Genomic DNA, 12,579 nt, shown 5'->3' with positions numbered 1-12,579 from the left:
CTTCGCGCCCCCTGCCTTATCTGCATGTCCATGATCATTCCGTTCCAGAACAGCTATGCCGCCCTGCCCCCGAAGTTCTATGCCCGACTGGCGCCCGATCCGGTGTCGGCGCCGACATTACTGGCTTTCAATAAAGCGTTGGCGGCCGATCTGGGCATCATCCCCGACACCGATGCGGTGATGGCGCAGGTCTTTGCGGGCAATACGCTACCGGATGGGGCCGAGCCGCTGGCGCAGGCTTATGCGGGGCACCAGTTCGGCGGGTTCTCTCCTCAGCTGGGTGATGGGCGCGCGATCCTGCTGGGCGAGGTGATCGATACCCACGGGAACCGCCGCGATATTCAGCTTAAGGGCTCGGGCCGTACCCCCTTCAGCCGCAATGGAGACGGGCGCGCTTGGCTAGGTCCGGTTTTGCGCGAATACGTCTTGTCCGAGGCGATGCATGCTTTGGGCATCCCGACCACCCGCGCGCTGGCGGCGGTAGCGACCGGCGAGCGTATCCAGCGCGAGCGCGGCCTGCCCGGCGCCATCCTGACCCGCGTTGCCGCCAGCCACGTCCGCGTGGGCACTTTTCAGTATTTCTCGGCACGGCAGGACTATACGTCGCTGCGCACCCTGTACGAACACGCCCGCGACCGTCACTATCCGGACGCGCAAACCCCGTTGGAGTTCCTGCAGCAGGTCATCGCACGCCAGGTCGATCTGGTCACCAGATGGCTGTCGATCGGCTTCATCCACGGGGTTATGAACACCGACAACACCTCGATCTCGGGCGAGACCATTGATTACGGCCCCGCCGCCTATATGGACACATACCACCCGGTCACCGTCTATTCCTCGATCGATCGTCAGGGGCGCTATGCCTATGATAACCAAGCAAATATAATTGCCTGGAACATGGCTCAGCTGGCAAGCGCGCTGGTGCCACTGATGCCCGATAGTGACGAGGCCGTACGAGATTTCACGACCGCCATCCACGGCATGGCCGGCCAGGTCAAATCCGCATGGCGGCAGGCGTTCGGGCAAAAAATCGGCCTGTCGCAGGCAACGGCCGAAGACGAGGCCCTGATCACCAGCCTGCTAAGCACCATGTCCGAAAACCAAGCAGATTTCACCAACACGTTCCGCGCTCTGGCAACAGACAGCGCCCCGCGCGATCAGTTCACTGACCCCGCCGCCTTTGACAGCTGGGAACCTGTTTGGCGCGCGCGCATCGCGGCCGAAACGGATCCGTATGGTCTGATGCAATCGGTGAACCCGGCCCGCATTCCGCGCAATCACCGGGTCGAGCAGATGATCCAAGCCGCCGAAGAGGGCGATATGGCGCCGTTCCAAAGGCTCATGGCCAGTCTGGCACATCCGTTCACCGATGATGCGACATTCGCGGATCTCACCCATCCGCCCAAGCCTGGCGAAGAGGTCAAACAAACGTTCTGCGGCACCTGAAGCGTCTAACGCCGGTTGATCAACACGATCCCCAGCGCCACCAGCACCAGCGCAGCGATCACGTTAAGGCCCAGCTCTTCGCCCAGCAAAAGCCAGCCCAACCCGACCCCCAGAACGGGGGTTAAAAAGGCAAAACTGGCAACGCCAGAAGCCGGGTAGATGCTAAGCAGGAACACCCAGAACAAAAACCCGAAGCTGGCCACGACCACGATCTGATAAACCATGCCCGCCATGTGCCATAGCGTGGGCTCGCGCAGAAACGGGCCGAACAGCGGGGCGGCCAGCAAAAGCAACACAGCCGAACCGAACAGCTGCCAGAACAGCTGTATCTCGGCGCGGTCTTTGGACAACGAGGTCAACCGCAAGGTCAGCGCGATTCCGGCCCAACCAGCGGCGCCTGCAAGGGCGGCCAGATCTCCGGCCAGGCTGGCCTGACCGCCCCCCGGCCGACCCGAAAGCACCAGCGCCACCCCGGCGATGGCGCACCCTAACCCCAGGGCGCGCATTCTGGTCAGGCGCTCGCCCGGCAGCAGGAAATGCGCAGCGATCGAAAGAATGACCGGCATGGTGTAAAACAGCAACGAAGCGCGCGAGACCGTAGTGTGATCCAACGCCCAGAAAAGAGCGATGAACTCCTCGGCGAACAGCGCGCCCAGCAGAAGACCGGGCCATACCGTGCCTTTGCGTATGGTCAGAGGTATGCCGCGCAGTTTCATCCACAGCAGCAGAACCAACAACGCCCCGGCCGATCGCACGCCCGCCATGAACACCGGCTGAAACCCGGCATTTCCCAGCTTCACGATCACCTGGTTGATCGCCAGCAGCAGGCTGAAGACAACCAACGAGGTGGCTCCGAAGGTATCGATTCTGTCTTTTCGTTCCATCCGGGCAGAAGAACGCCCAGCCCGGTCGCGGTCAATCGTCTTTGTGTGGACGATGGCGACGGAAGAAGCGAGGGTTACGTTTCACGAAATCGTCGATCATGCGCACCGGCCCGCCGTAATCCTGCCCCTTGAGGTACAGCCAGCCGCAGGCCGCGCCGAACAGCGCGCCGGCGGTGTCGACGATTAGGTCCCCCATCGTGTCCAGCAGGCCTGATTTTTGCATATTCAGGCCAAACAGCTGGTCCATTACAAACTCGAAAATTTCCCACATGGCGCCAACGGTCATGGCAAAGCAGAAGGCGAAGAACGCGATAACGACATGCGGAGCAGCAAAGCGGTCACCCTGGAACATCATGAATATCAGGACAAAGCCAATCAGGCCAAAGCCCACCGCGCTGCCGCCATGCATCGCGATGTCCCACCACCAGAACCGGTTATAGAAATCAAAGCTTTCCCCAAGGAACAACGTCCCCGAAAGAAACAGGACGATCGCTGCGACAAAGCCCGGAGGCACCGTAACCTGAACCCAGCGCGCCAACAGCACCGGCGCCATGGACAGGGCCAGCGTCATCAGCGCCACGAATGCCAGCGACCACCGAAAGGTCAACAACGCCCATGCCGCCAAAGCCAGCAGCAGGACCCAGATAATCCGTGTCAGCCATGCCTGTTCGCCGAACACCTCGTGACTTCCCCTTTTTTGCGTGCTGTATTCCCAATATGAGAGCACCCAGCATCCGCATTGCAAGCTATAACCTTCAAAAATGCGTCGGGATGGACCTGAGGCGGCGTCCAGATCGCTCGCTTAGTGTAATCGCAGACCTGGGCGCGCAGGTCGTGGTGCTGCAAGAGGCAGACAAGCGCTTGCCGCCACGTCCCGCCGCCCTGCCCCATGAAATGATCGAGGATGACGGTTGGAGCATCCTTCCTTTTGGCCAGCCCGGAGGCTCGCTTGGCTGGCACGGTAACGCGATGCTGGTGCGGCCGGGTGTGGGGCTGCTGCGCACCTCGCACCTGGAGCTGCCGGGACTGGAGCCGCGAGGCGCAATCCGCGCCGATCTGGACACAACGATTGGCCCGCTGCGGGTGATCGGTGTGCATCTTGGGCTGATCCGGCGCTTTCGCCTGCTGCAGGTCGCTGCCATCGCGCGGGCGCTGGCCGATCTGCCGCCCATGCCCACACTGATCGCCGGGGATTTCAACGAATGGGGTTCGGACCGACCGATGGACACGCTGCTGCAAGGGCAAAGCTTTGTGCCGGCCCGGCCCAGCTTTCCCGCGCCTCGGCCCGTGGCGCCGCTGGATCGGTTCGCGATCTCGCCCGAGCTGCGCGCTGAAGCGACCGGCGTGCATGTCGCACAACCGGCCCGCGTCGCCAGCGATCATCTGCCCGTTTGGATGGATCTTTGTCCCCACTGACCCTGTCCCGCCGCCCTTTGGCGTGCTAGGCCAAGGAAAACCAGTCTCTATTTATCCGGGTCCAAAATGAATTTCCTGCAAATCACATCGCTTTTGATCGTTCTGGCGGGCGCTTTCGGTGCCATTAACTATCTGTTCCTGAAACTGCCCTCGGCGATCGGTATCCTTGTTGTCTCGCTTTTAGCGTCGATCGTGGTGCTGGTGATGGACCTGTTCCTGCCCGGCCTTGGTATGGCCACCACCGCCCGGGACGTGATCCTGGGTATCGACTTCTCGGATGCACTGCTTGAGGGCATGCTGGGTCTGTTGCTGTTCGCCGGAGCGCTGCACGTCAAGTTGTCGGACCTGCGGGCGCAGTGGAAAGTGGTCGTGCTGATGGCCACGTTGGGGGTGGGTCTGTCCACCGCGATCGTCGGTGTGGGCTTCAGCTGGATCACCGGGATGCCGCTGATGGTGGCGCTGGTGTTTGGCTCGTTGATCTCGCCCACCGATCCGGTGGCGGTGATGGGCGTTCTGCGCGGGGCCAGCCTGCGCAAATCGCTCGAGACCAAGATTGCCGGTGAATCCCTGTTCAATGACGGTGTGGGCTATGTGGTTTATCTGGTGCTGGTCGCCATTGCCTTTCCGGCGATGGGCGGCCACGGCGAGCACGCGCCCGACGCTGAATTCGTGGTGACGCTGTTCGTGCAAGAGGCCGCGGGGGGCGCTGTACTGGGCATCGTGCTGGGCTGGTTGGTTTTCCAGGTGATGCGCCGGATTGATGACTACCCCCTTGAGGTGCTGCTGACCCTGGGCTTGGCCTTTGGCGGGTACGAACTGGCGGTCTGGCTGCATGTCTCGGCCCCGATCATGGCCGTTTGCGCCGGCCTTCTGATCGGCGACATCGGCACCAAGCACGGCATGTCCGAGGAAACCCGCAAATACGTTGATGCCTTCTGGGAGCTGGTGGACGAGATCCTGAACGCCGTGCTGTTCCTCCTGATCGGCTTCGAGGTGTTCGCGGTCGCCTTTGATGCCTCGTATCTGACAGCCGGAGTGCTGGCCATCGCGCTGGCCTTGGTGGCGCGTCTGGCCGCCGTGGCTGTGCCGGTCCTTTTGCTGGGCGGGCCGCGCCAGTTCGGGCCGGGCGTTATTCCGATCATGACCTGGGGCGGGCTGAAGGGCGGTATCTCGGTCGCGCTGGCCCTGGCCCTGCCTGACAATGAATGGAAACCGCTGATACTGACGGCGACCTATGTGGTGGTGGTCTTCTCGATCATTGTGCAGGGGCTGAGCGTGGGCAAACTGGCCGCCAAGGTCGGCCGCGAACCCGAGCTGGTCTGAGCCAAGCCAAAGAAAAACGGGGCAAGGTTTCCCCTGCCCCGTTTCCCGAGTTCACTGATCAAGCAGCGCGGTTGCTGCGCTTGGGTCCACCACTGCGACGTCCCCGGAACGGCTTTCCGCCTGCGTTTCCGGCAGCATTGCCGCCAGCGTTTCCACCGGGTTTGCCACCGCGACGACGATTGCCGCCGCCGCCGGGACGCCCACCGCCGGATTTCTTCTGCGGTTCGGCCGGTTCCCACGGACGGCCCGAGGCCACGGGGATGGTCAGTTTCATCACCTTCTGAATGTCTTTCAGCTGGCCCATTTCGTCGGGGGCACAAAAGGCAATCGCCTTGCCGTCCCGGCCAGCGCGCGCTGTCCGGCCGATCCGGTGGATATAGTTTTCCGGCACGTTCGGCAGCTCGTAGTTATAAACGTGACGCACCGCCGGAATATCCAGCCCGCGCGCAGCCACATCGGTGGCCACCAGGATCTTGGCTTGACCCGAGCGCACAGCCGCAATCGCGCGTTCCCGCTGGCCCTGGCTTTTGTTGCCGTGCACGGCCACAACCGAGAAACCGGCTTTTTCCAGCGTGCGCGCCAGACGTTCCATACCGTGCTTGGTGCGGCCAAAGACGACCGACAGCTCATCTTTATGTTCGCCCAGCAATTCCTTCAGAAGGTTGGTTTTTTCGGCCTTGGCGATGAAGTGGATCGACTGGTCGATCTTATCTGCAGCCTTACCCGGAGGGTTCACCTGCACGCGCTGAGGGTTCTTCAGATAAGTGTCGGCGATCTCGGACATCTGTTTGGGCATGGTGGCCGAAAACAGCATGGTGTGGCGTTCCTTGGGCAGGAACTGCGCGATCTGGCGCAGAGCATGGATAAAGCCCAGGTCCAGCATCTGGTCGGCCTCGTCCAGCACCAGGAACTTAGCCTGGTCAAGGCGCAGGGCCTTCCGGTCCATCAGGTCAATCAGACGGCCCGGCGTCGCGACCAGCAGGTCGGTACCGCGCTCAAGCCGTTTGCTTTGCGAGTTGATCGAGGCGCCGCCGACGACCAGGGTCACTTTCATCGGGGTGCCGTCGACAAAATCGCGCAGCGTATCGCTGATCTGTCTGGCCAGCTCGCGGGTGGGGGCCAGGATCAGCCCGCGCACCGATTTGGGTTCGGGCTTGCCCAGACCAGCCAGCATTTCAACCAGCGGCAGGCCAAAGGCCGCCGTTTTTCCGGTACCGGTCTGAGCCAGGCCCATTACGTCACGGCCTTCAAGCGCCAGGGGAATAGCGCGTTGTTGGATGGGCGTCGGTTCTTTCAGGCCCAATGCCTCGATCCGGGCAGCCAGCTTGGGCGAGATGCCCATCATTTCGAATTGGTTCACAAATAGTCCTTTCGGCTTTGCAACATGCAAAGCACATATCAGGCGGACAGCCGTCCGCCTTTTTCGGTGGTTGCCGACAGCGCTCTCCGAGGGTCTCGTACCCGCCGGTTGCTGACAGCCAATCCCACGCGTGATTTTGGGAAATCATTGGGTGGTGCCCCATGGCGCAGGCCTATTGCCTGCATTGCCCCTGCTCACGCGGCAGAGGGCACCGCTTGACGCCCAAATGGGGGTATGGGCGCACAAAGTCAAGGTTTATCGCTAGCTGACCCCGATACCAAGCTCATCCAGCTGCGCCAATACAGCGTTCAGCGCGGGGCCTTTGCGGGCAAGCGGTTCCTCGGTTTGAGGCGTCAGGGCAGCCCCGGCGCGATCCTCAAACAACAGACAAGCGCGTTTGGTATCGTCGCGCACGGACATCCAGATCAATCCGTCCGCGTCTGCATGTTCCTGATACAGCTCGGCCGCCAAAGTCTGGCACAGGGCGTATCCGGCACGGTCAAATGCGAAATGCTCGGCGTGCTTGCGGCCCATCTTGCCCAGTTCCATCCGATAGAGCTTGATCAGTTTCAACGGACGGGTCGCGACAACACTGCTGAGACTACGGTCGGTCAGCTTCCACTGCGGAACCGAGGCAAAGGGATCGGCCACATCCAGATCATGCAGAACCGTCTCGGCCAGCGCGGCCCGCAGGGTTTCAGCCCCATAAAGCGTTGGCACACACGTGCCCTTGACCCGCACCGGGGCAAAGCGCGTTGGATCCCCCATGCAGGGGTTGAACTGGGTTGCGTGAAAGCTGCTGGCGTGAATGCGGATCAAGGGTGTCCCGGCTGGCCAATTTTCGAACGAGGCGCTTGCAAGCGCGCCGCGCTCAGCCAACGGGCCCTTCCCCGGCCTGCGCTGCGGCGGCGATCACACGAGCATCCCCTTCGGCCAGCAAATCGCGCGGAGCCGCCCCGCCCAGATCCATGTTGCGCCGCACGAACCAGCCGGCGATGTCCCACGGGGTCATTCGGTCGGGAAACGCGGCCAGAACCTTGGCCATGATGGGCCAGGGCTTGCCTTGCGCGTCAAACTGAAACGCGGGGAACAAATCCTTGTCGCCCTGCCGGACGGCAAACACCTGCCCCTTGGTCTTCATCCGCGCCGCGACCTGCGACAGGTTCCGCCCCGTGCTGCCGCTAAGGCGATGCAGATCAGCGCTGACATAGCACGGCTCGGATTGCAAAAATTTCGAGCGGAAACGCGCCACCGCATCCTGCAAGCGCAGCTCGGCCGGTTTGGGGGGCACCAGGTCCAGCGCGGCCTCGACCAGCTTGTCGATCGTTGCGTCGCTGCGGGTCTGCAAAAGCGCCTCGCCCTGGCGCATTACGCGTTGAAGCAGTTCGAACAGCCGCTGATCCACTCCCTCGTTCGCCAGCATCACCACCTGCCCGTCCTGCAGCTGCATTTCCGCGCGCTGCCCGCCATCCAGATGCAAGGGCTGCAGCGGTGTTACATCCCCAAGCGACAGGCGCACCATATCCAGCCCGCCGTCCGACGGCTTCAGGTCACGAATGGAAATCGCATTGGTTTTCGGCACGCCGACCATGGCAACGCTCCTTTTGGGTGGTTGCGAATTTGGATATAAGATATATTTGATACCTACAAAGTCAAGACACCCGATGAAATCCGTCTGGAAATGACCGTGCGCAACCATTAAACAGGTCATAAAAAGAGGACCCGCCTTTTCATGACCGATACGATCACCACCCGTTGCGAGGCCATAGGCCTGCGTATGACCGGCCAACGCCGGACCATTGCGGCTGTTTTGGAGGAATCGGACGATCACCCCGACGTAGAGGAACTGTATGCGCGCGCGTCAGCCCTTGATTCCGGGATCTCGCTGGCGACGGTCTATCGCACTGTGAAACTGTTCGAAGAGGCCGGTATCCTGGAAAAGCTGGAGTTCGGCGACGGCCGCGCCCGCTATGAAGACGCCGAGCGCGACCACCACGACCACCTGATCGACATGACCACCGGCCAGGTCATCGAATTCTGCGACCCCGAGATCGAGGCCCTGCAGGAAAAAATCGCGCAAAAGCTGGGCTACACGCTGAAGGGCCACAAATTGGAACTCTACGGAGTTCCGATCAAAAAGCGCTGAGGGTGCTTGCCAGACCGGGGCGATGCACTAGGCTAAATTTCGCGAAAAGGAGCCCCGAATGTCCAAGCCGATCATCTATCACATCCCTGTCTGTCCGTTTTCTCAGCGCGTCGAGATCCTCTTGGCACTCAAAGGGATGACGGGTGCCGTAGAATTCCGCATCGTCGACATTACCAAACCGCGCGATCCCGAGCTGCTGGCCAAGACGCGCGGCACCACCGCCCTGCCCGTGCTGGAAACCGAAGATGGCAAGATCGTCAAGGAATCCCTGGTCATCCTGAAGTATTTCGAGGACCGCTTCCCCTCCCCGCCCGTTGCGCGCACCGATCCGTATGAACGCGCCGTCGAAAACATGCTGATCGCCCAAGAGGGCCCGTTTACCATGGCGGGCTATCTCTACGTGATGAACCAGGCCAAGGTCAAACAGGCCGAACACCGCGACAAGATGCTGGGGCTTTACGCGCAGCTGAATGATTTCCTGTCGCACCATGCCCCCAACGGTCCCTTTCTGTTCGACACGTTCGGCATGGCCGAGGCTGTCTTTACCCCGATGTTCATGCGTTTCTGGTTTCTGGACTATTACGAGGATTTCCAGATCCCGGACACGCCCGAATATGCCCGCGTCAAGCAATGGCACGACGCATGTATCGTTCATCCGGCCGCGCAGCAGGTCAGCTATGACAAGATCGTCAAGCTTTACTATGACTATGCGCTGGGGGCTGGAAACGGGGCGCTGCTGCCCGGCCGCAAGCTGTCCAGCTTTGTGTTTCAGCCTGACTGGCCTGAACGCCCCATGCCGCCAAGGGACAAGTGGGCCGGGACGGCCACGGACGCCGCCCTTGGCCTGACCTGACGGCACAAAGCCCCCATCTTTACCTCTGTGCCGCGCCGCTCTACAGGGGGTGGACAGGTGAAGGGAAACTCAATGAACAATTTGCGTGGGATCGCGCTGATCATCCTGTCGATGGCCGCTTTCGCGACCGAGGACATGTTCGTCAAAGCCCTGACCACGGGGCTAAGCGTCGGACAAGTGATGTTCATGCTGGGCCTTGGCGGCGCGCTGTGTTTCGCGGCGGCCGCGCTGTACCAATCCCAAGCGCTGTTTACCCCATTGTTGCGCAGCCCCATGCTGTTGCTGCGCACCGTCTCGGAAGGGTTCGCAGCGTTCTTTTTCGTCACCGCTCTGTCGAACACGGACATGTCCACGGTGGCCGCGTTGTTCCAGGCCACGCCTCTGGCCATCACACTGGGCGCCGCGCTGTTTCTGTCCGAAAAGGTCGGCTGGCGGCGTTGGGCGGCCATCCTGGTGGGTTTTGCCGGGGTTCTGGTGATCATTCGCCCGGGGCTTGAGGGCTTCCAGCCCAGTACCCTGCTTGTTCTGGGCACTGTCGCGGCGATTGCCACGCGCGATCTGGTCTCGCGCCGACTGCCGCGGGACATGTCTTCTGTGGTGGTCAGCTTTCACGGGTTCGGCGCACTGGTCATCGTGGGCGCCGCGCTAATCTTGTTGGGTCCGGCCGCACCGCAGGGGCTGAACGCGGCCCAATCAGGCCAGGTTCTGGGGGCGGTCGTGTTTGGCGTGCTGGGCTATTATGCGATCGTAATCGCCACGCGGACGGGAGATGCTTCGGTTATCACACCATTCCGGTATACGCGCCTGATCTTCTCGATGTTGCTGGGGATGGTGGTTTTCGCAGAACGGCCCGACCTGTGGACCTATGTCGGATCCGGGCTGATCATCGGCTCGGGGCTGTATGCGGTGCTTCGGGAACGCCGACTTTCGGCCCGTTCCCGCAGATAATGCCCGGCAATCGCCCTTCGTTAACGCAAAATGGGTGCTTGGCTCTTTTCACCCGGGGCAAGGCACTCTAAAAGCGCGCTCAAACGGCTTTTTCAAAAGGGAACCGACCCAATGAGCATCATTATCGACATCCACGCGCGCGAAATTCTGGACAGCCGCGGCAATCCCACTGTTGAGGTGGACGTGATCCTGGAAGACGGCACCCTGGGCCGCGCGGCCGTGCCCTCGGGCGCATCGACCGGCGCGCATGAAGCCGTGGAAAAGCGTGACGGCGACAAATCGCGCTACATGGGCAAAGGCGTGCTGGAAGCGGTCGCTGCCGTGAATGGCGAAATCGCCGAAGCTCTGGTCGGATTTGACGTGACCGAACAGGTTGCCATCGACGCGGCCATGATCGAACTGGACGGCACCCCGAACAAGGCCCGCCTGGGCGCCAACGCCATTCTGGGCGTGTCCATGGCCTGCGCCAAGGCTGCTGCCGACTTCACCGCGCAGCCGCTGTTCCGCTATGTCGGCGGCACCTCGGCCCGTGTTCTGCCGGTTCCGATGATGAACATCATCAATGGCGGCGAACATGCTGATAACCCCATCGACATCCAGGAATTCATGATCATGCCCGTTTCGGCCGCGAATATCCGCGAAGCCGTGCGCATGGGCTCGGAAGTGTTCCACACCCTGAAAAAAGAACTGACCGCCGCCGGCCACAACACCGGCCTGGGTGACGAGGGCGGCTTTGCCCCCAATCTGGAATCGACCCGCGCCGCGCTGGACCTGATCCTGACCTCGATCGAGAAAGCCGGCTATAAGCCCGGCGAAGACATCTATCTGGCGCTGGATTGCGCCTCGACCGAATACTACAAGGACGGCAAATACGAGATGGTCGGCGAAGGTAAATCGCTGACCTCGGAAGAAAACGCCGAATACCTGGCTCAGCTGTGTGCCGATTACCCGATCATCTCGATCGAGGACGGCATGAGCGAAGACGACTGGGAAGGCTGGAAAATCCTGACCGACAAGATCGGCGACAAGGTGCAGCTGGTGGGCGACGATCTGTTCGTGACCAACCCCGTGCGTCTGGCCGATGGCATCGCGCAGGGTGTTGCCAACTCGATGCTGGTGAAAGTGAACCAGATCGGATCGCTGACCGAAACGCTGAAGGCCGTCGATATGGCCCACCGTGCGCGCTACACCAACGTGATGAGCCACCGCTCGGGCGAAACCGAGGACGCCACCATCGCCGACCTGGCCGTGGCTACCAACTGTGGCCAGATCAAAACCGGATCGCTGGCACGCTCGGACCGGCTCGCGAAATACAACCAGTTGATCCGAATCGAGGAAGTGCTGGGCGAAACCGCGGAATACGCGGGGCGTTCGATCCTGAAGTAATCAGACCGATTCGGCCCTAGATTGAAACGGCTCGCCTTAGGCGGGCCGTTTTTTTGTCGTGAAAAAGCCGGCTTTCATTCAAAAGCCCGTCGAGTATGTCGTTACCGCCATCATAAGAACTCAATTAAACATACATCTGCGCCGATCTTTTTGTGACCTCAAATTGATGCTACCTTAGATATCACTACCAACTTTTTAATTATCCTAAAAAGAGAGGGCGCCTGCATGAAGGCGCTGGCCGGTGGAGCTATGTTTGATGGAACGAATGCAATTATCAGACGAATTTTCCGGGCCGGATTGTGCCTGTCGGTGACGCTGGCCTTGCTGTCAGCCTCATCCGGGCCGGACAGATACCAGGCCCGTGCGGCTCAACCCAAAGATTACGTGGTCATGAACGATCGGGGTGGTCTGGTCTCAGCTCGTCTGACCGAAATCGCTGAACTGACCGCCAAAGGCACTCGCATCCAGATCCGAGGACGTGTGTGCCTGTCCAGCTGCACCATGTTCCTGGGGGCCAAGAATATTTGCGTCGACCCCCAAACCCGGTTTGGGTTTCATGCGCCCACTGATCATGGACGCCCCTTGTCGCCCAAAGCGTTCGAGTATTGGTCTCATGTGATAGCCGCGCACTATCCCCGTTATCTGGCGAATTGGTACCTGAAGACCGGCCGACATCTGCACAAAGGCTATTATTATCTGACCGGCGCGCAGCTGATCGAGATGGGTTTTGTCGGCTGTTAGACGCCTAATTCGCAGGGTCGTACGACCAAATGGTCACAGCCCCCTTGTCGCACTCTGCGCGTCACACCCTTGAGAT

13 protein-coding genes are annotated in these 12,579 nt (G+C 61.0%); 8 read left to right on the top strand and 5 right to left on the bottom strand.

Going from position 1 to position 12,579, the window contains the following annotated elements:
- Positions 1-24 precede the first annotated feature (24 nt).
- Positions 25-1,446: a protein adenylyltransferase SelO gene (locus ACOQOQ_RS11390; protein ID WP_420567107.1), complete on the top strand. Its 1,422-nt coding sequence runs from the start codon at positions 25-27 to the stop codon at positions 1,444-1,446.
- Positions 1,447-1,451: 5 nt separating this feature from the next.
- Here ACOQOQ_RS11390 and ACOQOQ_RS11385 read toward each other — a convergent pair whose 3' ends face one another.
- On the bottom strand, positions 1,452-2,330 hold the full coding sequence (locus ACOQOQ_RS11385) for a DMT family transporter (protein ID WP_420567106.1): 879 nt from the start codon (positions 2,328-2,330) through the stop codon (positions 1,452-1,454).
- A 31-nt stretch (positions 2,331-2,361) separates the two neighbouring features.
- Positions 2,362-3,009 (bottom strand): hypothetical protein, encoded by a 648-nt coding sequence (locus ACOQOQ_RS11380; RefSeq protein WP_420567105.1) that lies wholly within the window; start codon positions 3,007-3,009, stop codon positions 2,362-2,364.
- A 38-nt stretch (positions 3,010-3,047) separates the two neighbouring features.
- Between ACOQOQ_RS11380 and ACOQOQ_RS11375 the strand changes: the two genes are divergently transcribed.
- Both ACOQOQ_RS11375 and ACOQOQ_RS11370 read left to right on the top strand, forming a co-directional pair.
- On the top strand, positions 3,048-3,746 hold the full coding sequence (locus ACOQOQ_RS11375) for an endonuclease/exonuclease/phosphatase family protein (protein ID WP_420567104.1): 699 nt from the start codon (positions 3,048-3,050) through the stop codon (positions 3,744-3,746).
- 66 nt (positions 3,747-3,812) lie between these two features.
- A complete protein-coding gene (locus tag ACOQOQ_RS11370; protein ID WP_420567103.1) occupies positions 3,813-5,069 on the top strand; it encodes a cation:proton antiporter in 1,257 nt (418 codons plus the stop codon).
- Between the two features lie 58 nt (positions 5,070-5,127).
- Here the strand turns inward: ACOQOQ_RS11370 and ACOQOQ_RS11365 are convergent, their stop codons facing one another.
- The 3 genes from ACOQOQ_RS11365 to ACOQOQ_RS11355 all read right to left on the bottom strand — a co-directional run bounded on the left by ACOQOQ_RS11365 (position 5,128) and on the right by ACOQOQ_RS11355 (position 8,020).
- Complete coding sequence (locus tag ACOQOQ_RS11365) at positions 5,128-6,429, bottom strand: DEAD/DEAH box helicase (RefSeq protein WP_420567102.1); 1,302 nt, start codon at positions 6,427-6,429, stop codon at positions 5,128-5,130.
- A gap of 261 nt (positions 6,430-6,690) precedes the next feature.
- Entirely contained in the window at positions 6,691-7,308 is a 618-nt protein-coding gene (locus ACOQOQ_RS11360; RefSeq protein ID WP_420567101.1) for an RES family NAD+ phosphorylase, read from the bottom strand.
- Positions 7,301-8,020, bottom strand: a complete 720-nt coding sequence (locus ACOQOQ_RS11355) for a hypothetical protein (protein WP_420567100.1) — start codon at positions 8,018-8,020, stop codon at positions 7,301-7,303. Before ACOQOQ_RS11355 ends, ACOQOQ_RS11360 begins: the two co-directional genes overlap by 8 nt.
- A gap of 141 nt (positions 8,021-8,161) precedes the next feature.
- Here ACOQOQ_RS11355 and ACOQOQ_RS11350 point away from each other — a divergent pair, with 141 nt between their 5' ends.
- The 5 genes from ACOQOQ_RS11350 (at position 8,162) to ACOQOQ_RS11330 (ending at position 12,503) form a co-directional block, all read left to right on the top strand.
- Positions 8,162-8,575: a Fur family transcriptional regulator gene (locus tag ACOQOQ_RS11350; protein ID WP_420567099.1), complete on the top strand. Its 414-nt coding sequence runs from the start codon at positions 8,162-8,164 to the stop codon at positions 8,573-8,575.
- A 58-nt stretch (positions 8,576-8,633) separates the two neighbouring features.
- Entirely contained in the window at positions 8,634-9,428 is a 795-nt protein-coding gene (locus tag ACOQOQ_RS11345; protein ID WP_420567098.1) for a glutathione S-transferase family protein, read from the top strand.
- Between the two features lie 72 nt (positions 9,429-9,500).
- Positions 9,501-10,376 (top strand): DMT family transporter, encoded by an 876-nt coding sequence (locus ACOQOQ_RS11340; RefSeq protein ID WP_420567097.1) that lies wholly within the window; start codon positions 9,501-9,503, stop codon positions 10,374-10,376.
- A 111-nt stretch (positions 10,377-10,487) separates the two neighbouring features.
- Positions 10,488-11,762, top strand: a complete 1,275-nt coding sequence (gene eno, locus ACOQOQ_RS11335) for a phosphopyruvate hydratase (RefSeq protein WP_420567096.1) — start codon at positions 10,488-10,490, stop codon at positions 11,760-11,762.
- Between the two features lie 225 nt (positions 11,763-11,987).
- Complete coding sequence (locus ACOQOQ_RS11330) at positions 11,988-12,503, top strand: hypothetical protein (RefSeq protein WP_420567095.1); 516 nt, start codon at positions 11,988-11,990, stop codon at positions 12,501-12,503.
- Positions 12,504-12,579: the final 76 nt, after the last annotated feature.

Source organism: Thalassovita sp. (assembly GCF_965218685.1).
GTDB lineage: Bacteria > Pseudomonadota > Alphaproteobacteria > Rhodobacterales > Rhodobacteraceae > Thalassobius.
Note: the sequence above shows the minus strand (reverse complement) of the source record. Positions and strands in the feature narration are given on the sequence as shown.